The sequence below is a fragment of the Gallalistipes aquisgranensis genome (assembly GCF_014982715.1).
GTDB lineage: Bacteria > Bacteroidota > Bacteroidia > Bacteroidales > Rikenellaceae > Gallalistipes > Gallalistipes aquisgranensis.
This window is the reverse complement of record NZ_JADCJY010000001.1, coordinates 644,930-668,900: the sequence shown is the minus strand read 5'-3', so window position 1 is coordinate 668,900 and position 23,971 is coordinate 644,930. Positions and strand designations below refer to the sequence as shown.

The following is a 23,971-nucleotide window of genomic DNA, read 5'->3' as shown; positions in this document are numbered from 1 at the left end:
TCGCGTTAGTTGAGAGATGCAGGCGCCCAGCCCCAGTTCTGGACTAGATTGCGGTTCTTGTTGATCTCCGACTGGGGGATGGGCATCAGGTTCATGTAATTCTCGAAACTCCGCTTCTCCATCTGTTTCACGGTGTAGATACGGGTTTTGTCGTCATCCTTGAGCACGATGTCCAGCTCATGCACGGCCCGCTGCGTCTCCGGACCGATCATGCAGCGGCGCACGTCCCAGAAACGCTGGTTCTCGAAGGCGAACTCCACGCGCCGCTCGTTGTAGATCAGCTTGCGCAGATTGTCACGGTCAAGCGTCCAGCCCCTGTTGGCGAAAGTCTCCGCCACGTCAGGCATGCCGGCACGGCTGCGCACCTGGTTGATCGCCCAGCAGGCGCTGTCACCCGGAATTGCGGAAGGCATGTCATAATATTCGTTCAGCGCCTCGGCATACATCAGCAGGATATCGGCGTAACGGATGATCGGCATGCTGTTGGGCAGGGTCACCTTGTTGTTCGGATTCAGATCCACGTCGAGAAACTTCTTCATGAAGAAACCGGTGCGGGAGTATCCGGTGATATAGTCCTTCCCGTTCTGTTTCTGCGAGGTGGTTTCCCGGCGCCAGGTCTGGAACTCGATGCCGCAAAAAGTCGATCCGTCGTGCCATACGGTCGCCTCCAGACGCGGATCGCGGCCGGAGAAGGGGTGCAGGGGACGGTAGCCCGAACCCTCCTGTTCGGGCAGCATGCCGTTGGCCATCTCGTACGAAGCTACCAGGTCGTAGGTCGGCAGGTTGTAGCACACCGGACTGCCCTTTCCGTTGATGAGCATGAAGTCGAAAGGCAGGCAACTGTAATAGAGCGTGATGTCCGGACCTTTCAGGCTGGAGAAGATCGACTCCTGACGGGTATCCCGCGTGACGAAATAGGTTTCATAGGCGGTTTTCGTACCCGACTTGGAGGTCCACAGGGAGTATTTTCCGGACTGGATAACAGCACCCAAAGCATCGGCCGCACGCCGCCAGCGCTCCGGATCGTAATCGGGATACCGCCACAGGGCCACGTTCGGATCGCCCGAATCGTACTGCGGATAACCGGCCGGACGGTTGAAGAGCGGACTGGCTGCCATCGTCAGCACCTGCGCTTTCAGGGACATGGCCACCCCCTCGTTGGCACGGCCGAACGTATCTTCCGTAATCGCACCCTCCACCTCACGGAAAATCGCGGCCGCCTCGTCGCACTGGGATACGATATAATCGACCAGATCGGCGAATTTCCAGCGGGAGGACTGCAATTCCGGCGAATCGAAATGAAGCACTTTCTCGACTACGGGCACCCCGCCGAAATGTTTGGCCAGATCGGCATAGAAGAGCGCACGCAGGAAGATCACCTGTCCGCGCAGGTACTCGATCTCCTCCGCACTGGCGACTCCGGAGATCGGGGTGATCGACTCGTAATTCTCCAGGAACTTGTTGCAGGCGCGTATCTGGGCATAGTCGTTCGCCCACACGTCGCCCAGCGGCATCGACTCCGCATTCCAGTTTCCCTCGTTGAAGTGCTGGGCATCGGAATCCAGCCGGCGTGCCTCGGCATTGTCGGTCGCACATTCCAGATAGGCCCCGTACCACGTGCTCTTGGGCTGGTAACCGGTGCCCGGAGTCCAATCCGCTCCCGGCAAATGGTAATAAATATCGTTCACAAAATAGCGCGCATAGGCGGGATTACGGAACACATCGCTCTCGTACAGGGTTCCCACATCCTCCCGGTCCAACAGGGAGGAGGCATCGGTGCAGGAGAAGAACGCAGCGGCCGCCGTGCACAGGGACAGGATATAATATTTCGTTTTCATAGTCTCGGTTTTGCGGATTAGAACTTGATACTCAGACCCATACTATACTGGCTCATCTGCGGGTAAGCCGATCCGTCACCGTCGTTCGATTCGGGGTCGTACTCCTTGAACTCCGAGAAGGTCAGCAGGTTCGTCCCGCTCAGATAGATTCTGAGGTTGGACATGCCGATCTTCTTCACCCAGCGCTGCGGCAGGCTGTAACCGATCTGCACGTTCTTCAACCGCAGGTAGGCCCCGTTCTTCAGCCAGAAGGTCGAAAGGCGGTGGTTCTGTTCGGAACTTGCGGGCGAAAGGCTCGGATAGGTGGCGTGATCCTTGTTTTCGGGCGTCCACCGTCCCAGATGATGCTCCATCACGCCGCTCTGGTTGACGAACTCCCAGTATCCGTATCCGTTCACATAGATGTCCGAATTGGCCGCTCCCTGGAAGAAGATCGAGAAATCCAGCCCTTTCCACTCGCCGCCGAGGGTGAAACCGTAGAAAATCTCGGGAAGCCCCGTGGAACCGATCGGATAGAGGTCATAGCTGTCGGTCCGGCCGTCGCCGTTCACGTCGCGGTATTTCAGGTCGCCGGGCTTCAGGTTGCTCGAAAAACCGGACGGCAGCGCCGCGATCTCCTCATAGCTGTTGTAGAACCCGTCGCAAATCAGGCCGAAACGCTGTCCGATCGGAGTGCCGATCTTGCTCATCCAGGGATAGGTGACGGGGCTCTCCTTGAGTTTCACGATCTTGTTGCGGGCAAAGGAGAAGTTTCCCCGTACGTAATAGTTGAATTTGCCCACGTGGTCGTCGTAACCCAGTTCGATCTCGAATCCGCGGTTCTTCACTTCGCCGATATTCTGCGGGGGGAAACCCTTGTCGGAATCCGACGGGTCGAGCATACCGTAAATCGTGGAGATGGTCTCGTCGTGGTCCAGAATACCCGTCCGGTGTTCGTAGAAGGCATCGACGGTCAGGCTCAGACGCTGGTTGAAGAACTTCATGTCCAAACCGACGTTCGCCTTGCGGGCACGCTCCCATCCCACTTCGCTGTTACCCTCCTTGCCTTCGTAAATACGGTTTTCGGCCTGGTTGGTCCCTCCGAAGGAGACACGGTTGGCGGTAAGCTGGGGATAGGTCTGCAAATAGTAATACGTATCGGAACCGATCTTGTCGTTACCCACCTCGCCGTACGCTCCGCGGATCTTCAGATAATTGAACGTCTTCGCGTTCTTTCCCCAGAAATTCTCCTCGGACACCACCCAGCCGGCGGAGAAAGCGGGGAAAAATCCGTAACGCTTGTCTTTGGAGAACTGCATCGAGCCGTTGTAGCCGGCATTGAACTCGGCCAGATACTTGTTCTTATAGGCATAGGTCACACGGCCCACGTAGTTCACATAACCGATGGGAAGGTTCGCATTGTTGAAATTCTGGAGCCGGTTGTAGGCGAGCAGCCCGGTCACGGCATGGTTGCCGAACTTGCGGTCGTAATTCACGGCCGCCTCCACGGTGAAGTCGCGGGTATGCGGTCCGGCCGAAGTTTCGATGGTGATGGATTCCTCATCCTGCACCACGCTGTAATTGCCGTCCTTGTCATACTTCCACAACTCGGGTTTCTCGTTCAGGTCCCGACGCGACCGCATCGAAGAGACGAAACCGAACATGGCCCGGGCCGAAAGGCCTTTGGTCATGGCATCCAGATTCTGGTTCAGTTTCACCACCGCCTCGAACACGTTCCGTTTGGAGTGGTCGTAACCGTACCGCGAGAGTGCCGCGTAGGGATTCACCAGGTTCAGGTTGCCGCCGAGCGAACCGTTCGGGTTGATGTAATTGAAATAGTTGGGCGGAGTCCTCACCAGCGACTGGTAGAGGTTGTCGCCGTATCCGTTGTTGTGGCGCTCTTCCAGACGGCCCGACAGATCAATGCCCAGGGTGGTGGTCCGGGTCACGTTGAAGTCGAGATTGGAACGCAGGCCGTACCGGCGGAAATAGACGTTGGTTTCGTAGTTGTTGTTGTCGAACGTATTGTAGATACCGCGCTCGTCGAGGAAATTCGCGGAAACGTAATAGCGTACGAACGGCGTGCCGCCCCTTACCACCATGTTATACTGCTGTTTGGTGGTGAAATCCTTGAGCATGTCCTCGAAATAGTCGTTGTCGGGGTGCGTGTAGGGACTGGCACCGGTACGGTACATCTCCAGATCGTGGGGCGTGTACAGGGGCGTCTCGCCGACATTGACCAACGCCTCGTTCATCAGGCGGGCATAGTCGTAGGAGCCCAGTTTCTTCGGCAGGCGGATCGGGGTGCTGAGCGTCACCGAAGCCCTCAGGTCCACGGTCGGCTTGGCCGACTCACCGCGTTTGGTCGTAATCAGGATCACACCGTTGGCACCCCGCACACCGAACACGGCCGTGGCCGAAGCGTCTTTCAGCACCGAGAAGTTCTCGATGTCCTCGGGGTCGATCTGGGAGAACTCTCGTTCCACTCCGTCCACCAGCACCAGCGGCGAAGAACCGCCCGAAGCGTAGGAGGCCCGGCCCCGGATAAAGATCGAGGCGTCGTCGTCACCGGGCCGTCCTCCCGAGGATTTGGTCATCACACCGGCGATACGCCCGCCGATCGCCTGGGTCAGGTTGGTGGTACCCGTCTTCTGAATATCCCGTGCATCGGCCGTAGAGATGGCACCCACCACGGAGGCTTTCCGCTGAACGCCGTATCCGACCACGACCACCTCTTCCATGTCGAGGGTCTCTTCCGCAAGGACCACGTCGATCCGGGTCTTCGCCCCCACGGCGATCTCCTGCGTGGCATAACCGATGAAACTGAACACCAGCACGCTCTTCTCTCCGGAGACCGTGATCTTGTACCTTCCGTCCTTGTCGCTCATCACACCGGTGGAAGTTCCCTTTTCGACGATGCTGGCGCCGAACACGGGTTTTTCGGCGGCATCGACGATGCGTCCCGTGACGGTAACTTTCTGCGCATAGAGTGGCGAACTGATCCCCATCCCCATCAGCGCTATCATGAATATCAATAAAAAGTTCTTCATTGAATATGAATTATGGATTTGACAATGGGGAGTTTTACCAGTTCGGATTCTGCACCAGCGCCGTGTTCTTGTCGAGTTCGGACTGGGGAATCGGATAATAGTAGAACTTCATGGGGAACACGCGGTCCTCGATCACGATCGAATCGCCGTCGACCGTATAGTCGTAACGGATTTCGCTACCCGATTTCGTGACCTTCACACCGTGAACGGGACGGTTGAGCACCACTTCGGCCTCCCTCCAGCGTTTGAGGTCGCCGTAACGGGACTCCTCGAAAGCGAACTCCACGGCACGTTCGCGGTGGATCAGCGTCCGCATCTCCCCGCGCGTGAGCCCCGACACGGGAGGCAGCCCCGCCCGGTCCCTCACTTCGTTCACACATTCGTAAATCCGCTCTTCCGTCACCGGGTCGTCGTCGCCCATGCCCATGTATTCGTTCATCGCCTCGGCATATATCAGCAGGACGTCTGCATAACGCAGGATGGGCCAGTCGTGATAGGTCGTCTTTTCAGGACTGACGATACTGGTCTGGGGGTCGATGTGCTTGTACATCATGAATCCCGTTACGCATCCCTTCACGCCGCTGGAGGCAGGATAGTCCATTCCGCCTTCGAACGTCTCCACGGACCGGCCCCAAAGTTGGGCGCCGCTGTACAGTATGCTCGTATTGAAACGCTCGTCGCGGTTCTCGTATGGCTTCTGCGGATCGTAATCGGGATCGTCCGCCGGCAGCAGACCGTTTTTCGTCTCGTACATATTCACCAGCTCCAGCGTGGCGTTCGTATTGCCGCGGGCGTTCTGGTAACCGGAAGGCCCGTTCGCCTTCTCTACGCTGTTGGTCAGACCCTGCTGTTTCATGATGAGAGACTCGTAGTTCCCTGCACGGGTAAAGAAAAGGCGCGAATAGGGACGGAAAAGGCTGTGGGCCGGAGAGCCGTCCGAATTTTTCAGGTCGATCACCTGCAGGGCGGCATCGGCCGCATATTTCCACCGCTCGTGGTCGGGCGAAGCGTAACGCTGAAGTTCGGTCGAACCCGGAACCGGATTCTCGTTGTAGAGCGGGCTGGCCGCATAGAGGAGGACACGGGCCTTCAAGCCGTAGGCAGCACCGCGGGTCAGGCGTCCGTAGTCGTTGTCGGCGTAGCGGGTGGGAAGCAACGGAGCCGCCCTGTCGCACAGTTCCACCACATATTTTACAGAGGCTTCGAACGTACTGCGCGGAATGTTGATATTGCCCGTCATGTCCAATATGTCGTCCATGATGGGGATACCGCCGAAACGCCGGATCGCCTCGAAGTGCTGGATCGCCTTGTGCAGCGTAGCCTCACCGATGAACCGGTTCTTCCGCTCCTGCGAGACGTTCACGGCATAATCTATGTTGTCGAGCACCACGTTGCATTTGCGGATCGCCTGGTAGATCTCCGCCCAGCGGGCGTCGGGATTGCCCGAGGCAGAGGCGTTCAGGGTACCCTGGGTGAACTTGTTCACCTCGGGCTGATTGCGTACGGGAGTATAGACGGCCAGGTCGGTCACGCAGTCGAACATGGAACCGCCCGTACCGCCGCTTCCCAGCCGGTTGTAACTCTGTCCGGTATGGAGGTAGGCGTAGAGTTCGTTGACGAACATCTCTACCCGGAGACTGTCCCGGAAAGCGATCTCGGGCGGCATGTTCTCCAGCGGAATGTCGTTCATGGCGCAGGAGGAGGCGAGTGCCGCCGACGCGAATAATATGCTTATTTTCTTCATAATTCCTTAAAACTGAATGTTGATACCGATACTATGCACCACCTGAACGGGATAATTGTTGGCATTGGGTCCGCTTTCGGGATCGAGCATCCGCATGTTGTCCCACGTGGCCAGGTTGTAGCCGCTGTAGAAGATACGGGCCTTGGAAATGTACCATTTCTGCGTGATCCTGCGCGGCAGGGTGTACCCCACTTCCAGATTCTTCAGCCGCAGGAAATTGCCGTTCTCCAGCCAGAAACTCGACTGCTGGGTATTGTGGTCCCGGCCGGCCAGCGAAAGGCGCGGATAGGTGGCCGTCTTCCAGGTAGAAGGATCGGACGGGTTGTAACGGTGGTCCCAGTGGTACTGCTGCACGTTTCCGTCGTACTTGCCGCCCGTTCCCGCCACATTGTAGAAGGCAATGACGGCGGCACTGGTATTCTTCATGTAATAGTTCCGGTTGGCCACACCCGTGAAGAGCATATTGAAATCGAAACCCTTCCAGTTGAGTCCCACGAAAAAGGCGTAGTTGGTCTCGGCCAGATTACTGTGCCCCAACCGCTTCTGGTCCTGGTTGTCGACGATGCCGTCGCCGTTCAGGTCGCGGTACTTGATGTCGCCCGGGAAAGCCGTACCGAACGAAGTGGAGGGACTGTTGAGCATGTCCTGTTCGTCGAAATAGAGCCCGTTGGCAACATATCCGAAAATATCGTTGATGGAGTGCCCCACGGTCTTTCGGTAATTGTAGGCATAGGCCTGCTCGTCGTTGAAAAGGATTTCGTTACGGGCATAGGCGATATTACCGCCGACCGTCCACCAGAAATCCTTGTAGTGATCGGTATAAGCAATCTGGGCCTCGTAACCCCGGTTCTTGGTCTTGCCGACGTTGCCGAGCGGTCCCGTCCCCGCACCCATACCCAGCAGGGAAGAGACCGACATGCGCTCGGTCAGAATCTGCGAAGTCTGCTCGTCGAAATAGTCGAACCCGAGGCTCAGCCGGTCCTTGAACAGGCGGATATCCGCCCCCAGGTTCAGCTTTTTGGACTCTTCCCAGGTGACATGCTCGTTGTAAAGACCGTCTTCGACCCATCCGGCCACGTTGGTTCCCGTCACGCCGAAATTGTAGCGGTTCGAACTGTTCAGCTTGAAGGATGGCAGGTAATAATAGTAGGGAATACCGTCGTCGTTGCCCGAAAGTCCGTACGAAGCACGAAGCTTCATGAAACTGAGCACGTTGCCGATATTACGCTTGATGAACGGCTCCTCGGAGAGGACCCACCCCACCGAACCGGCCGGGAAAAACCCGTAGCGATTGTCGGGCGGGAGCTGTTCGGAGCCCTGGTAGGCGAACGAGAATTCGGCGATATACCGCGAGCCGAACACGTAGGTCGCACGGCCGAAAACTCCCTGGTGGAAATTGGTCAGCTTTTCCGTATCGTCCGACTCCTGGTTGTTGTTGTACATCAGCGTGGCCGCCACGTCGTGCTTGCCGAATACACGGTTGTAGTCGACACCGACCTCCACGTCGAAGATACGTATCTTGCGGCTGCCGAACGAGTTGGAGTTGTTCTGGGGTTTCTCCTCGCCCCAGACGTCGAAAATCGGGTTATCGAACTCGTCCACCCCTTTATACTGGTAAACCGGATAGGTCTTGCTGCGGTTGATCGTATTGTCGAAACGCAGGTCGAAAGCCAACGCACCGTGGACGCTCAACCCCTTGACGAAGTAGTCCATGTTTTCGCGCATCTCGATCGAGGACTCCATCGTGCTGTGGATATACTTGGAATATCCGCTGTGGTTCAGGATACCGTAGGGATTGTTGCGGAACTCGTTGGTACCGGCCACCTTGTCCGATCCGTAGTTGAGCGGGAAGATATTCGAGGGAATCGAATAGAGCGTATTGAACAGGGCATTGGTCGTGGTCGTCGCGCCCGGGTTGTTCTGCACACGCTGGCGCCCGTAAAGGCTCAGGGCCAGCAGCGTGGTCTTGGTCAGGTTCACGTCCACGTTCGAACGGATCGAGTACATCTTGAAGCCCGCGTTGGTATTATAGGTATTGACGTCCTTATCCGTTTTGTAGAGACCGTCGTTGTTCATGAACGAAAGGTTGACGAAATAGCGGGCGGCCGAACTGCCTCCGCGGATGCTCAGGTTGTGCCGCTGGGACACGGAGGCCTTTTTCAGACTCTCGTCCAGCCAGTCCACGTTCGGGTGCGTGTAGGGACTTTCTCCCGTGAGATATTTGTTCAGGTCCTCCTCCTTGTAACGGGGCTCAGCCGACGGATCATCGTTGAGCATGGCTTCGTTGTAAAGCGTGGCGTAATGCCACGAATCGAGGAAGTCGGGCAGCCGGGTGGGATACTGGATATTCACCTGCGAATTCCAGCTCAGTACGGGACGCCCTTCGATACCCCGTTTGGTGGTCATCATCAAGGCTCCGTTGCCGCCCCGCAGACCGAGGATCGCCAGCGCACCGGCATCCTTGAAAGCCGAAATCTGCTCGATCTCGTGGGGGTCGACCAGCGAAAAGTCACGACGGTGTCCGTCGATGAACACCAGCGGGTTGCGGTTCTGCCACGAACGGCGTCCGCGCAGGTAGAGGCCGGCGTTGTCCTGTCCCGGGGCTCCGCTCTCCTGGATGGTCAGCACGCCCGGCAGCCGCCCCGTCAATGCCGCATTCTGGAACATGACGGGGATATCCTCGATCTCCTCGCCCCATACGGTGGAGACCGCCGAAGTGATCTTGGACTGTTTCTGTTTACCGTACATCAGATAGATGTCCCGGTCTTTGGCCTTGTCGTTTTGAGTCAGGATCACCTTCAGATAGTTTTCCTTGCCGAACACCACGCTCTGCTCGTTATATCCGTCCAGCGAAAAGATCAGTGTGTTGTACTTTCCCTGGAACTGGACTTCGAACCGGCCTTCGCGGTCGGTGAGCGTGGAAATCAGACTCTCTTTCAGGTCCACCAGCACCGCCGGCAGAGGATTGCCGTCCTTGTCGACCACCTCTCCCTTCACGGTGCGCCGCTGAGCCTGGGCCGAAGCCGGTCCGGCCGCGAGGGTGAATCCCAGCACCATCGAGACAAAGAGGAAGGTCATGCCGCACCGAATCGCGGTTGCGACTGATGAAATCGTAAATTTCCTCATATCGAATTAGCAGTTAGATTATTTTTTCTTGATTCCGAAAAACACGCACTGGTATTTCGGGGCGATCACGTAATGGGACGTCGAAACGATCTTCAAGGGCAGCACGTACTGGGTCCCCGGATCGAGCGTCTGCGTATGGAACGTGAAGGTCAGGTCGCCGCGCTCGGTCCCCTTGCGGATCACGGCCTGCATCGAGGCGGGCGACACTTCGTAGGTGTCGGCCGGAAGCAGGGTCATCCCCGCCAGCTGAGCATCGGTCTGCGCGGCCGAAGCCAGCGAATCGGCCGCCACTTCGATTCCCACCACGATATCCTCCGGAGGCAGGATGCTGCCCGCACAATAGGCACCTATAATAAAGGTGGTATCCCGGCTGAAATCGAACGAAGCCGAGAACAGGCCGTTCGATCCTGCCCGGGTAGCCAGCGGGAAATAGATGCTGGCGTATTCCATCTGTTCGTCCTCGTCGTCGCAGGCGGTGAATCCGAGACTGCAAAGGCACAACAGGAGTGAAACGAGTTTCTTCATAAGCACTGAAAGTTTTAAAGTTTATGATCTTTTTCTTCGGTTCGGGCTTTTTCGGTTGTACAAAAGAATTATTTTATAATATAATCAAGTGCAACGTTATGGTCAAAGAATGACAAAATCTGTGCATGCCCTCCGGAGACCGTTCTGAGCCGTTCCGACGACAAAAATTACCTTTTTCCGCCCGAAAAGTTCCGGATCGCACGGATAAGAGGACACATAAACTATCTAAAAAATCCGCACAAACGCCACTATCGGATAATACACTGAATATAAATCAATTAAATAATCATGAAAAATAATAAGAATTTTGCACCTCAATTTTACGAAGTTCCACGAGTTTTAGAGCTGTATAATTTTCAAACATTTCATCACATATAATTATGCAGCGCATTAATTTTCTGATATTTAAATCCGCCAATCCACAGCAGACACGAAACGACCCACCATCTATCTAAAAATCAACACATAAGAAAATCCATATCTCCGATATGCATTATTATCCTGTTTTTTCGAACTATCAGCAACTGAATACGACATAAATACAACTATCTTTATTCCAAAATTCATTATCTTAGAAGACTCAAAACAACATGTCGTTATAATTATTACACAAACTAAAAATCAAAATTATATATGAAGATATTTTCCGCTGTTTTAACAATCTGTTTGTTTCTATGCCTTCCATGCATCGGGACCCAACTATTTATTGAAGCAGAGAATTTCGACCAAAAAGGAGGTTGGGTCGTTGATCCTCAGTTTTCCGATCTGATGGGATCACCCTATCTAATGGCCCACGGAATGGGAAAGCCGGTCGAAGATGCCGTAACGACAATATATATCCCAAACGCAGGGACATACCATATATACGTACGCACATTCAACTGGACTTCGCCCTGGTCAACTGCACCGGGAGCCGGCCGATTTTTGTTGCGTGTCGGCTCCCGATCTGCCGGAAATGTAGTGGGAGCCACAGGCGACCGCTGGATGTGGCAAAAAGCAGGTGAAATGTATCTTCCCCAAGGAGAGACCGAATTGCGACTGCATGACTTGACGGGTTTTAATGGTCGATGTGATGCCATTTTTCTCACCACAGGATCAAAGGATATCCCTCCCAGCGACCCAGACATGCTCGATAAATTACGACGCAAATTACTGAATCTGCCATCCCGACCTGCGGATAAAGGCTCGTACGATCTGGTTGTGGTGGGTGCAGGTATAGCGGGAATGAGCGCTGCCATAAGTGCCGCCCGCTTAGGCTGCCGCGTGGCACTTATCCATGACCGCCCAATACCGGGAGGCAACAACAGTTCCGAAGTGCGAGTACATTTAGGCGGCCGCATAGAACAACAGCCATACCCCGCCTTGGGTGGCTTACAAAAAGAGTTCGGTCCTTCGCGGGCAGGCAACGCCAAACCTTTCGAATATTACGAAGACCACAAAAAGGAACAGGCATTGCGGGCAGAGAAAAATATCACCTATTTTCCCTGTTTCCGAGCCTTCAAGGTGATCAAAAAAGGGACGCACATCAAAAGCGTCGTGGCCAGGCATATTGAAAACAGCCGCGAAATAGTCGTAAGCGCCCCGTTGTTTGCCGATTGTACCGGCGACGGTACGATCGGTTTTCTGGCAGGAGCCCGCTGGGCAATGGGACGCGAATCAAAAGCGCAGTACGGCGAACCTACTGCACCCGAAGAGGCCGACAGCATAACGATGGGGACATCGGTGCAATGGTACTCGAAACTGGAAAATTCCAAGACATCATTCCCCGAGTTCAATTACGGTTTAGAAATTAACGAATCTAATTGCGAAAACGTAACCATGGGCGAATGGACGTGGGAAACAGGCATGAACTATAATCAAATATCTCAATTCGAACGCATTCGCGACTATGGACTTTTGGTGATATATTCGAACTGGAGTTTTCTCAAAAACCGGTTCTCGTCACGCGAAAACTATGCGAAACGCTCGTTGGAATGGGTGGCTTATATCGGCGGGAAACGAGAATCGAGACGTCTGATAGGCGACATCGTATTGACACAGAATGACATTATCGATTACAAAATATATCCTGATGCCACGGGAAGTACCACATGGAGTATCGATCTGCATTATCCCAATGAAAAAAATCTGGCAAATTTTCCCCAGGGAGCTTTCAAATCGGTCGCTAAACACATCCGTATCCATCCCTATCCGATCCCTTATCGTTGCCTCTACTCATGCAATGTGGACAATCTATTCATGGCGGGACGCAATATCAGCGTAACGCATGTCGCTCTCGGTACTGTGAGGGTTATGAGAACAGGAGGTATTTTAGGCGAAGTGGTGGGCATGGCCGCAACGGTGTGCCGCCGCCATAACATCAACCCAAGGGAGTTGTTCCCTTCACATTTCCCAGAGTTGACAGAGTTGATGAAAGCAGGCGTCGCCAAACCTGATTTACCCAACAATCAGACATACAATCCAGGTCGTTGGCTCGGCCCCAAAAAATAAAGTTTCATACTGAAATTCCCATTAATCACCTCTCTAATATGACCGCTATTTTAAAACAGGCATCGACATGGATTGTCTTGTCATTTCTTTGTATCTCCTCATACGGAACAGAATTTACCGGATCATGCTACGCCACCCTCGAGAACGACACCCTCCGCATCGGCAACCATGCGATCGAGAGAGTTTTCCTGTGGAACGGAGGCAACCTGATAACCCTATCCCTGCATGATAAGGCCAGCGGCATCGACTGGAAAAATAAAGCGGCCGGTCCCGATTTTTTCGTACCCCACACAACGGCAAAGGCCCAGCAGGGAGAGTTGCGCGTTAGACGTCTGGCTGCCAACGCGGTGAGCGGTGAACGATTAGAGGCGGAGGTGACCTTTAGCTTGGATTCGTTGCAAGTCAAACGCATATACCGCATATACCCTTCGAGCAAAGTGCTGGCTTGCGACACCTATCTAAAAGGCAGCGCCAACGGTTTATCGGGGTTCCAAACGATCAATCCCGGTGATCTAAAAAACATCGAATCAAACAAAAGAGAAAAGCGCAGACCCGCCTATCCCCTACTCGACAGATTGAATCTGGGTGGCATTCACTGGGACATTAACGCCGTAGAGTTTTTCGATGTCACCGACCGTAATAACACACTTGTCAGAGAAGTGCGTGCGTCGAGTTATAAAAATTGCCAGTATCGCGGCAATTTGCTTTTCATGCATAACAAACTCTCCAACGCCGGCTTTTTCATCATCAAGCAAGCCCCCGTATCTTCCATCCAACTTGCTTATCCGAATGCCGATTTTTCGATCGATTACGGTAAGGTCAACGTACTAGGAGTTGGCGTCGAAGGGAGCGATCTGAACCCCGACAGATGGACTAGAGCCTACGGTTGTGCCATAGGGCTGTATGCAGGTGATGAACAGCAAAGGCTTACTGAATTGAGGCGTTTTCAAAAACTTGAGCGCAGCACCTGTTCTTCTCGTGACGAGATGATCATGGCCAACACGTGGGGAGACCGTGGACAGGACCGCAAAGTGAATGAAGCATTCTGCCTGGAAGAGATTGACCGGGCGGCACGCATGGGCATCACGCATTATCAGATAGATGACGGTTGGCAATCGGGCAAAAGCGGAAATTCGGCATTCGGAGGATCGTTCAAAAACATCTGGTCGAATCCCCACTACTGGGAACCCGATCCCATAAAATATCCGCGCGGCCTCAAACCTCTGACCCAAGCATGTCAAGAGAAAGGAATCGAATTGGCCCTGTGGTTCAATCCCAGTTCACAAGATCATTTTGCAGATTGGCGTAAAGACGCTCAGGCATTGATCCGACTGTACAAGCGCGACGGGATCAAAGTGTTCAAAATCGACGGCGTGACAGTGGCCGACAAACTGGCCGAAGAACGCCTACGCATGATGTTCGACAGAGTAATGGACTCAACACAAAACAACGTAACGTTCAATATAGATGTAACAGCAAGTCGGCGCGGAGGTTATTTCTATATGACCGAATACGGCAACATATTTCTTGAAAACCGATACACCGATTGGGGGAACTACTATCCCCACTGGACTCTTCGTAACCTATGGATGCTTTCGCGTTACGTACCTGCCGAAAGATTACAGGTCGAATTCCTCAACAACTGGCGCAACAAAGACAAATATCCTCCGTCGCCATACAATCCCGAACACTATTCGTTCGAATATCTATTTGCAACTACATTAGCCGGACAACCATTGGCCTGGATGGAACTCTCGGGACTGCCGGACACAGCATTTACCCTACGTTCACGCATAGACGAATACAAAAAAATCCAACACGATTTTCACAATGGAGTGATACTTCCCATTGGCGACGAACCATCAGGCGAATCGTGGTGTGGATTCCAGTCTATACACGACTCGAGGGGTTATCTACTGCTCTATCGAGAGAACAACAGCCAGAATATCCACACGTTCAAACTATACGTAAAACCTTATGCCACACTTGTGCTTCATCCCGTGTTCAAAGGCAAGGGCATACAACAAAAAGTCAAAGCCGACATGAATGGTAACGTCAATTTCCAAATAAACACCCCCCGTGATTTCGTCATGTACAATTATGAAATAAAATAGATTATGAAACTTAAACCTTTCATTGTTCTGCTGGCACTCGGATTCATTTGTGCAACCGATGCAAAACAACGGCCAGTGACCATATTGGGCATTGGCGACTCGTTAACACAACGCGCAGATTCATATCTTCCTGCTTTATACGACATGTTACGCAACGATGGGTACAACGTAGAGCTTGTCGGCCCCCATACAGGCAAAAGCCGATTTGGAGAATTTCGTCAAGCCGGATTTTCCGGCAAGAATGCTGAGTATATCGCCTCACGGCTAAAGAATATATACAGTACCTATCCCGCCGACATAGTGTTACTCCAAAGCGGACACAATCACTCATATGAGACAAAGCCTGTCAAGGGAATAATTGCCGCCTACAAAAAGATGATCAATACCGTTCTTGAAATAAATCCCCAAGCCACCATCTTCGTAGCCCAAATCGTAGAGAGCGGTAAAATGCCGAAGTATGCTTATATTCCCGAACTGAATAAGGCCATTCGCACTTTGATTCGCGAAATTCATGATAAAAGAGTAATATATGTGCCCGTGGCGCGTGGTTTCAACTGGCAGCGCCATACAGTTGAAGACCGTGTACACCCCAATGTCGAAGGTGGTATTGTAATGGCTAAAAATTGGCGACGCAGTATCGTAAAGTTCATGAAATAGTTTCGGAAACAGCGCGATGCTAAACCATAATTATTTAGAATGATGATCAGAGTATTATTATCATTTTTATTATTGTTGAGTTTAGCTCGCACTCAGGGACGTGAACTCATTTTTTCACATATAGGCAATCGAGGCGAACAGTTGCAGGATGCTATCAACACACTATATCAAGACGAATCAGGACTGATATGGTTCGGCTCGAACAGTGGGTTGATGATGTGGGACGGCACCAAAATCAAATCGTTCAAAGCCATTATCGGAGACTCAACAAGCCTAGTGACCAACAACGTACGCCTAATATGCGGCGACAAGGATGGACACTTATATATTGTCAATTCAAGTGCACTGTTGGAGTATGATTTACGTAAAGAGCGTTTCAGGCGCCTTTTTAACGGCGGAGTAAGTCAAATAAATTATGGCGCATCAGGACTGTGGGTACTAAGAGACAACACTCTGCTGATCTACAATACCCAAACAAGTAGATTCGACATACATCTGCGTTTCAAGGGCAAATTCATCGGAGGTGCACTATTAGAAGCCTCGAATGGTTCCCTGTTTGTGGGATTGCGTCATGGAGGAATGTATGTTGTGGATAAAAACAAAAAACTAACACATTATCTCCAATCTGAAGACGTATATGCCATATACGAGGACAATCATAAAAACATCTGGGTCTGCACGACATCTTCGGGACTTTACCGTATTGATCAACAGATGAACTTCACCTACTTCCGCCATGACCCTACAAATACCAACTCGATGCCCAATGACAACGTAAGGGCGATAAGACAAGACAATATTGGTAACTATTGGATAGGAACAGCACACGGACTGGTCCATTATAAGCCCCAGTCTCAAAGTTTTACGACGTATACACATTGCGAATTTGACCGTTATAGTCTCAGCGGATCATCGATCTGGGCTCTGGAAATAGATGCACAAGGTTCATTATGGATAGGATCGTTCTATGGAGGCGTAGACTGTATTCATCCCGAATATTCATTTTGCGACTACTATACCGTACGCTCCGATGGTAATGGGATATCGGGCTCGACAGTAAGTCAGGTGTGCGAGGATGATCAAAAAAATTTGTGGATAGGTACAGAAGACGGAGGTCTCAACTTCTTTAACCGGAAAACAGAAACATTTACCCACTATCACAATCCATACACTCCTCTTGCAATAAACATTAAAACATTGCTCTATGACAAAGTTCGGCAAGTTTTATGGGTAGGCACCTACGGCGGTTTTTACCGATTCGACATAGATAAACGGGCCTTCACTCCAATCGAGTTCACGGACAACCCCACTGCAGCAACTTTCATCCGCTCCGTACATCCATACAAAGACAAAATTCTGATCGGCAGCCGCAATATGATACATTTATATGACCCCCAGAACAATACATCTGTCAATTTTTTAGATCTATCGGGCCCAAAGGGGAGGACATATACGGTGTGGGATATGCTCGTCGACAAGAATCAGCGAGTATGGGTTACCAATCACCATGGATTGCTCTGCATCGACGGAAAGGAAGAACGGCAGGCACTTAAACGAGGATATGATTCCAAGTCTAAATTACACATCTTTCGCCTGACAGCATTGACAGAGGACAGCCAGGCACGAATATGGGTTGGATCAGCAGGAGGAGTGATATGTATTGATCCCGAAAGTGGAGACGTTCGCGGATACAACTGCGAAAACAGCAATTTGCCAGACAACGACGTTATGGCATTAAGTGAATCGCCATCAGGATATATGCTGCTGGGCAGCACCACTGGCATATCAGTACTCGATCCCCAAACCCACCACATATCCAATTACAAATTCAACACGTTTTTTCCCTTTTCGCGTATCAATGAGCGTGGCATTACCACAACGGAATCCGGCAACATGATCATCAGCAGTTTTAACGGCATGTATATCATGCATGAAAGCGACCTGAATCGTAAAGCCCAAAATTTCAATGTCGTCTTCACACGGCTATATGCCAACAATACGCCTGTTATCGTGGGGGATGAGACAAAAATATTATCCCAATCACTACCTTACTCCGATCACATAACATTAAGAAACAACCACTCTGTAATATCGGTCGAGTACGCTCTGACCAACTACATAAGTTCACTGCGCCCGAAGGTTGAGTATCAGTTAGAGGGTTTCGATCCCCATTGGGTACAGATAGAGAGAGGGAGTCCTATAACATTTACCAATCTCTCTCCGGGAAAGTACACACTTCGGGTAAGAGCCACCACGGAAGACGATAAACCATTAGTCTGCCAACGTCAACTTATCCTAAAAGTACTGCCTCCAATATGGCGTACAACTATTGCCTATCTACTCTATTTCATAATCGCCAGCATATTACTCCTGGTCATTCTATACAACTACACATCACGTATCAAATTGCAGACCTCACTGCTTTTCAGCCAGAAAGAAAAGCAGAGTATCGAAGCGATGAATAAGTCTAAATTGGAGTTTTTCACCCACATATCCCACGAATTAAGGACCCCTATAACACTGATAGCCACACAACTCGACATGACTATTCAGAGCGGGAATATTCCGCAGAACATCTATCGTCGTTTATTGGGCGTGATTAAAAACGTCGAAAAAGTCAAACTATTGATGAGCGAATTGATGGATTTTTATAAACAAGAGCATGGATTTATGCCTCCTAAAGTTAACGAGTATGATTTAATACCTTTTCTAGAACAAATATACATATCGTTCAAGGAATATGCACAAGTACGGCAGGTCGCTCTCAACTACATCCACAAACCCGTTCACGTTATGGTGTGGTTCGACAAGCGACAAATGGAGAAAGTATTCAACAATCTAATATTCAACGCACTAAAGTTCACAAACCCGGGCGGAAACGTAACTATCCTTGTAGAGCAAAGCCAGTCAAAGGTCAGCATCTCAATCGCAGATACAGGTATAGGTATAAGCCATGAAGATCTGCCGAAAATCTTCTCTCAGTTTTTCCAAAGTGAGAGCGGAAAAATCGCAGGAGGCACAGGTATCGGATTGGCCTTGAGTCGCAATATCGTAATGGCACACCATGGACAAATAAGCGTCGATAGCCATATCAGCAAAGGATCGACATTCAAAGTCGAGTTGTTGTTAGGCGACAAACATTTTAATGAGGAACAGAAAGCAGGCGTCAATACCGAGCCTGACGAGTGCATAACAAACATAGTATTACCTGACAATGAATTCATCGAGGAAATACGTTCAACCCAACATCAATCCGACTCACATACCATATCAATACTTATCGTCGAAGACAATATCGAATTACTTGCAGTACTCGAAGAAATTTTTTCATCAATATACAAAGTTTATAAAGCCACAGACGGCCAACAAGGCTATAACATGGCCCTGAAGCTGCAACCCGATCTCGTACTTTCGGATGTCATGATGCCTGTAATGTCCGGCTCACAGCTGTGCCGTCTTATCAAGAGCAATGACGATACGTGCCACATACCTGTCGTGCTGCTTACTGCACGCACTTCAGTCGACAAAATGCTGGAAGGACTGATGATCGGAGCCGACGATTATATAACCAAGCCATTCAACACAAAAATATTGGTAACCCGCTGCCACAATCTAATCAATGGCCGCCGACAACTACAGAAGTCATATTGCACAGGAGAGGTTCAATCCCACCAGTTGACCACAAATCCGTACGATCAGCAACTACTTGAAAAAGCAGTAGAAATAATCGAACATAATATAACCAATCCAGACTTTGACATCAATGTTTTCGCGCGCGAAATGTGCATGGGACGTACAAAACTCTTTACCAAAATTCGGGGCATCACAGGTCAGACTCCCAACAATCTCATCACATCTATCAAAATGAAATATGCCAGAAAATTACTGATTGAATCAAGAGAAGCAAACATCGAAGAGGTTGCCATGAACGCAGGCTATTCCGATTGCAACTACTTCATTCGTCAATTCAAGAAGATATATGGACAAACTCCCTGGCAATATCGTAAAAGTCACATCGGGATGGGCATCTGACAATCCGACGCCCATCCCGACGGTTTGTCACCCATCTCGAAACGCAACACGCCGCCGCGTGCGATCTCACTGTGATCGATCCACGAACGGTCCAAGGCTTTGCCGTTGAGGTATGCGCGTTGAATGTATTTGTTCGCTTCGGAATTGTTGACGGCCTGGACGATAAACTTCTTGCCGTTTTCGAGGGCAATGGTCACCTTGTCGAAAACGGGAGAGCCGATCAGATAAAAGGACTGGCCCGCGATGGGATAAAAGCCCATCGCGGAGAAGATATACCACGATGACATGCAGCCTGAATCGTCGTTACCGGGCAATCCGGCACGGCGGGTGGAATATCTGGTAGAAAGGAGCGATCTGACGACCTCCGCAGTGCGATGCTGTGCACCCACGTAGTTGTACAGGTAGGGCACATGAATGTCGGGTTCGTTGCTTTGGGTGTAGTACTTTCCGATGAACATCGAGTCGAGTTTCGCCTCGAAAGCCCTCGCTCCTCCATGCCGTCGGATCAGACCTGCAAAATCATGAGGCACATACATGGCATAATGCCACGGCGTCCCTTCGTAGTAATAACGATTGGTCACCGACTTGTCCATAAATGTCGGCGAGAAGTTTTCCGCCCATTCGCCCTGCTCCGTCTTAGCCCAGAAAAATCCCGTTCGGGAATCGAAAAGATTGTAGCAATTCATCGAACGACGGGCATAAACTTCGGCCTCCTCCCTATGTCCCATTTTGGCGGCAATCCGAGACATGCAGTAATCGTTATAGGCATACTCCAGCGTGTGCGACACACACGAGATCCGATGGGCGGGGACGTATCCATTTTCCATGTATGAGGCATGTTTTCCAGCCATGACACTCTGATAGTTGTCCCAGCTTTCGTCGGCAGGTACGGTAGCATTCTTCTTAACTGCCAGATAGGCCTTGTCGTAGTCGAAACCTTTGATCCCTTTGGCCATTGCCTCGGCTATCACCACATCGGCATTCGTCCCGCCCTGCTGACGGGCGATACCTCCCACGACCCACGCATCCGGCAGCCAACCCTCATGATCGTATATGTCTATCAGCGAGCGAATCATATTGACATACTGAGAGGGATAAGCAATGGAGAGAAGCGGGAAAACGGTACGGAAAGTATCCCATATGCAGTAGTAATCCCAGAAATGCGGTTCCGAATTTTGCCATTGAGGATTCTCTCCCGTAACATCGGTAGGCATCACGAGGGTACGATAGAGTGAAGTATAAAAGAGTGTCCGTTGCTTTTGCGTTCCGCCCTCGATCCGGAAGCGGTCGAGATACTTCAACCAGGTAGCCCTATTTTCCTCCAGGGCCTGCCGGAAATCCATATCCCCCGAACGCAACAGATGTTCCCGCGCCTTGCCCACAGACAGAGTAGAAACAGCGATCTTAACCGTAATCGCCTGGGGCTGAGAGTCTGAAAACGTCATGTAAAATCCGCAGTTATCTCCCGTAATCACACGCATACCGGGCAATGTTTCACCCCCTTTAAAGGCGCCGAAAGCGCTGCATGGCACATCGGTCTTGGCACTGAAATAGAGGATGTAGGGCTTGTTATGCCCCCATCCTCCCTGAAACACGCCCTGACCTTCGATCAAACCGTCGTCGTTCATGACACCATAGGCAACCACACACCGCCCGTCCGAGGGACGGCTACGAAACCGGTCTATGACACTGGTCATATCGAGCAGAATATGTTTGGCTGCCTGGGGTCCAAAGGTAAAACGCATGTATCCAACCTTTTCGGTGGATGTCAACTCAGCCTTTACCCTTTCGGCCGTGAGGTTTGCGGCATAATACCCCAGTTCGGCCATCTCGTCCGCCACTTCCGAAAGGCGCTTTGAGGGATCGAGCTCACCCGACTGGGGATAGACGCAAAAATTGCCGTATCGCCCACCGCCTCCCGTACCGCTCACTCCGGTCACCGTAAAGCCCGTTATACGGGCACCTATCTTATAACCCGACGTTATATGCGGTTTTTCCATATGGGGATTCATTCGCACGATGCTGAACGGCTGGCAGGGACCTATCAATACATTGCCTCCGCCATTCACGCCGATCCTGGGATCGACAAACGGCACGATCCCGGAATCTGGATTCGACATGGCCGCAGGGACACCCGACAGCAGCAGTACAAGAGAGATGCAGGCTCGTTTCATGACGATTCTATCTGTTTTTTCTGTGATACTCCAAGCTTTCGATATTGAACGTATCGGTAAATGCATCGCCCTCGACGACGAACAGATTGCCTTTGCGACTGAATTTCAAGCGCGATACTTTGTCGCGATAGGGCTGATGCAGCACGCAGAATTCTGCGTTTTTACCCTGGCGGCGGAAAACGGTCATCGGTTTCCTTTCGGGAATCGTCGCCTTGGGGCTTATATCATCCCATCCCCGGATGGAGACAAAATAGGGCGTTTCCGCCGCGATGACTTCGGTCCCGGTGTCGTTAAGCAGGATGGCAACCATGCCTATACCATCGGTGTCGACCATATCGGCCACGACATCCTTTTTAGCTTGAGCCCGACGCACAGCACTGAACCACACGTTATTGGGCCGAGTTGCCTGTTTGTCGATCTTGCCCATCCTGTACTCATCGTTCAGCTGCATATACTCCTGCCATATCCCCACGCCCGAATAGGATGCCTTGCCGACCGAATGGAGGGCATAGTCATAATTGTGCTCCTGGTCGGATTCCAAGGTAAAGATATCGATAACATACTCTTTGGTGACCCCGATCGTCCGCTTCTGCCGAACGCCCTTGTATACCTCGCCCGCAGCCGAAACAATCTGCATGCCATCACGACGCGTGATATCCGAAAATTGCACATCGAACACAGTGGGTTCTGCAAAATCGACGCTCACCGTATTATGGCCGATGATGCGCGGCGAAAGAGGGGTTGCGTTTCTGTATCCGTTCGATGCCCGGGGTGCCAGGTAGTCCCAACGCAGGAACCAATCCTTATATATATTCTTACCGTAGGCATTGATCGTAAGGTTGAAGTGGTCGTTCTGGTTGTGCGATTGCAACGGTTTTCCGCTTCGCATATGCGCCGTTATCGCATCGCTGTTCCAATAGGTCGTGTCTTCGACCGACCTGATGATGGCATTGCCCATACCGGGAAATATCTCGCTCTTGATCTCCGGAGCACGAGTTTCCGTTATCTCGGCTCCATGAGTGAGAGCCGTATAGCCCCAAAAAACGAAACATTTGTTGTCGCGGGCAGGGTTTTGTGCAATAGCCCACGCGAACTTGGGATCGTTATAGCGCGCATTGAACAGCTCCATCTTGTGACAGGAACGGTGAGGTCCCCCCTTGCCGTAAAATATATCGATACCGCCATAGAACACCTTATCTTCATTGATCAGGACATAGTCTCCGAAATCGCCGTTGCCCACCGCCATTCCGTTTGCGTTGGCAATGTCGAAATAGGAGTCGGCCAGCCGCTTGATCGATGCGCCGTTAGGTGCGACATAAGCATAGAGATCTTCCATCGAGTTGTTGCGCGATGCTTCGGCCAGAATCAGCAGGCAACCGTCGATATAGTTGGTGGTGTAGTTGATCGGTTCGGGATTGAACCTGCCCTGGTCGCGAAATTTCGCCAACATGGCCTTGAAGCCGCAAGCACCGTCGATAGCCTCCGCAATGGCAGCCTTGTCGCCACGCATATATCCCGCCATACCGACCACCGTCGTCACCCAAAATCCCGTGTTATTAACGCTTTTCCTACCACGCAGGAAACGATACCCCTGAGCGATGATCTCATCCAGACGATGTTTCATAAGTTCTTTATATGGTACGAGCACAGGGTGGTTTTGCAACAGGTCGTACGCCACCAACAGGTTGGACTTGTACAGGCACCACTCCCAATGAGACCGCAGCCGTCTAGTCGTGTCGGTAAAGAGGGGTTGCTCCGCCTTGTCGAGCTTAAAATTGCTGACAATTGCAGAGAACACATTGGGCAGGAATTTCTCATCACCGCTGATACGGTAGTACAATGCTGCGTTTTTATACCATATACCTACGGCGAACCGCTCGCCTTCTCCCTGCGAAGGGGCGGCCGGAACGGACAGTTCATGCCGGATCTTCGTGTAAATGTCGCGCGCCCATTGGTGATTGTCTATGCGCTGGCGCATCTGCTCGATCATGGATTCGTTGAACAGCAGTTTTTCGCCACCGCCCAAAGACCTGTCGGGCCACTGTCGTGCATACGAAAATACCGTAGTCAGGCACGCAAGCACAGAGAGTATCAACAATTGTTTCATAACATTATTATTTATAGGTTAGGGTTAATACAAGAGTAGTCATTTTAATACAAATACACAAATCGACAGGTTGAGCCATCTCCGTTCTCGAACCAAAACTACCATTTTCGAGCTACTTTCATTCGACAAGCAGAC

The 23,971-nt window shown here is 51.6% G+C and carries 11 protein-coding genes; 4 read left to right on the top strand and 7 right to left on the bottom strand.

Features of this window, described 5'->3' with window-relative positions; genetic code table 11:
- Nucleotides 1-5: 5 nt before the first annotated feature.
- The 5 genes from INF32_RS02370 to INF32_RS02350 all read right to left on the bottom strand — a co-directional run bounded on the left by INF32_RS02370 (nt 6) and on the right by INF32_RS02350 (nt 10,262).
- Nucleotides 6-1,838 carry a RagB/SusD family nutrient uptake outer membrane protein gene (locus INF32_RS02370; RefSeq protein WP_226386814.1) on the bottom strand — a complete coding sequence of 611 codons (1,833 nt, stop codon included), beginning with the start codon at nt 1,836-1,838 and terminating at the stop codon, nt 6-8.
- A gap of 17 nt (nt 1,839-1,855) precedes the next feature.
- A complete protein-coding gene (locus INF32_RS02365; protein WP_226386813.1) occupies nt 1,856-4,867 on the bottom strand; it encodes a SusC/RagA family TonB-linked outer membrane protein in 3,012 nt (1,003 codons plus the stop codon).
- Nucleotides 4,868-4,901: 34 nt separating this feature from the next.
- Nucleotides 4,902-6,611: a RagB/SusD family nutrient uptake outer membrane protein gene (locus tag INF32_RS02360; protein WP_226386812.1), complete on the bottom strand. Its 1,710-nt coding sequence runs from the start codon at nt 6,609-6,611 to the stop codon at nt 4,902-4,904.
- Nucleotides 6,612-6,617: 6 nt separating this feature from the next.
- Nucleotides 6,618-9,689, bottom strand: coding sequence for a SusC/RagA family TonB-linked outer membrane protein (locus INF32_RS02355; RefSeq protein WP_226386811.1), 3,072 nt, complete (start codon nt 9,687-9,689; stop codon nt 6,618-6,620).
- A 66-nt stretch (nt 9,690-9,755) separates the two neighbouring features.
- The gene (locus INF32_RS02350; protein WP_226386810.1) at nt 9,756-10,262 is read right to left on the bottom strand and encodes a DUF1735 domain-containing protein; all 507 of its coding nucleotides are present in this window, start codon (nt 10,260-10,262) and stop codon (nt 9,756-9,758) included.
- 633 nt (nt 10,263-10,895) lie between these two features.
- On the opposite strand from INF32_RS02350, the gene INF32_RS02345 reads away from it, so the two are divergent.
- The 4 genes from INF32_RS02345 to INF32_RS02330 are packed head-to-tail and all read left to right on the top strand — an operon-like array spanning nt 10,896 to nt 19,555.
- A complete protein-coding gene (locus INF32_RS02345; protein ID WP_226386809.1) occupies nt 10,896-12,752 on the top strand; it encodes an FAD-dependent oxidoreductase in 1,857 nt (618 codons plus the stop codon).
- Between the two features lie 38 nt (nt 12,753-12,790).
- Nucleotides 12,791-14,866 carry an alpha-galactosidase gene (locus INF32_RS02340; RefSeq protein WP_226386808.1) on the top strand — a complete coding sequence of 692 codons (2,076 nt, stop codon included), beginning with the start codon at nt 12,791-12,793 and terminating at the stop codon, nt 14,864-14,866.
- Nucleotides 14,867-14,869: 3 nt separating this feature from the next.
- Nucleotides 14,870-15,523, top strand: coding sequence for an SGNH/GDSL hydrolase family protein (locus tag INF32_RS02335; protein ID WP_226386807.1), 654 nt, complete (start codon nt 14,870-14,872; stop codon nt 15,521-15,523).
- A gap of 39 nt (nt 15,524-15,562) precedes the next feature.
- Nucleotides 15,563-19,555, top strand: coding sequence for a hybrid sensor histidine kinase/response regulator transcription factor (locus INF32_RS02330; protein WP_226386806.1), 3,993 nt, complete (start codon nt 15,563-15,565; stop codon nt 19,553-19,555).
- Here INF32_RS02330 and INF32_RS02325 read toward each other — a convergent pair.
- Nucleotides 19,534-21,729, bottom strand: a complete 2,196-nt coding sequence (locus INF32_RS02325; protein ID WP_262892951.1) for a GH92 family glycosyl hydrolase — start codon at nt 21,727-21,729, stop codon at nt 19,534-19,536. The genes INF32_RS02330 and INF32_RS02325 overlap by 22 nt on opposite strands.
- Nucleotides 21,730-21,736: 7 nt before the next feature.
- Nucleotides 21,737-23,836: an alginate lyase family protein gene (locus tag INF32_RS02320; protein ID WP_226386804.1), complete on the bottom strand. Its 2,100-nt coding sequence runs from the start codon at nt 23,834-23,836 to the stop codon at nt 21,737-21,739.
- Nucleotides 23,837-23,971: the final 135 nt, after the last annotated feature.

Excerpts from the sequence above, each read along its gene's own strand:
- INF32_RS02370 (WP_226386814.1), bottom strand. The coding sequence starts at position 1,838 with ATGAAAACGAAATATTATATCCTGTCCCTGTGCACGGCGGCCGCTGCG.
- INF32_RS02365 (WP_226386813.1), bottom strand. The coding sequence starts at position 4,867 with ATGAAGAACTTTTTATTGATATTCATGATAGCGCTGATGGGGATGGGG.
- INF32_RS02360 (WP_226386812.1), bottom strand. The coding sequence starts at position 6,611 with ATGAAGAAAATAAGCATATTATTCGCGTCGGCGGCACTCGCCTCCTCC.
- INF32_RS02355 (WP_226386811.1), bottom strand. The coding sequence starts at position 9,689 with ATGACCTTCCTCTTTGTCTCGATGGTGCTGGGATTCACCCTCGCGGCC.
- INF32_RS02350 (WP_226386810.1), bottom strand. The coding sequence starts at position 10,262 with ATGAAGAAACTCGTTTCACTCCTGTTGTGCCTTTGCAGTCTCGGATTC.
- INF32_RS02345 (WP_226386809.1), top strand. The coding sequence starts at position 10,896 with ATGAAGATATTTTCCGCTGTTTTAACAATCTGTTTGTTTCTATGCCTT.
- INF32_RS02340 (WP_226386808.1), top strand. The coding sequence starts at position 12,791 with ATGACCGCTATTTTAAAACAGGCATCGACATGGATTGTCTTGTCATTT.
- INF32_RS02335 (WP_226386807.1), top strand. The coding sequence starts at position 14,870 with ATGAAACTTAAACCTTTCATTGTTCTGCTGGCACTCGGATTCATTTGT.
- INF32_RS02330 (WP_226386806.1), top strand. The coding sequence starts at position 15,563 with ATGATGATCAGAGTATTATTATCATTTTTATTATTGTTGAGTTTAGCT.
- INF32_RS02325 (WP_262892951.1), bottom strand. The coding sequence starts at position 21,729 with ATGAAACGAGCCTGCATCTCTCTTGTACTGCTGCTGTCGGGTGTCCCT.
- INF32_RS02320 (WP_226386804.1), bottom strand. The coding sequence starts at position 23,836 with ATGAAACAATTGTTGATACTCTCTGTGCTTGCGTGCCTGACTACGGTA.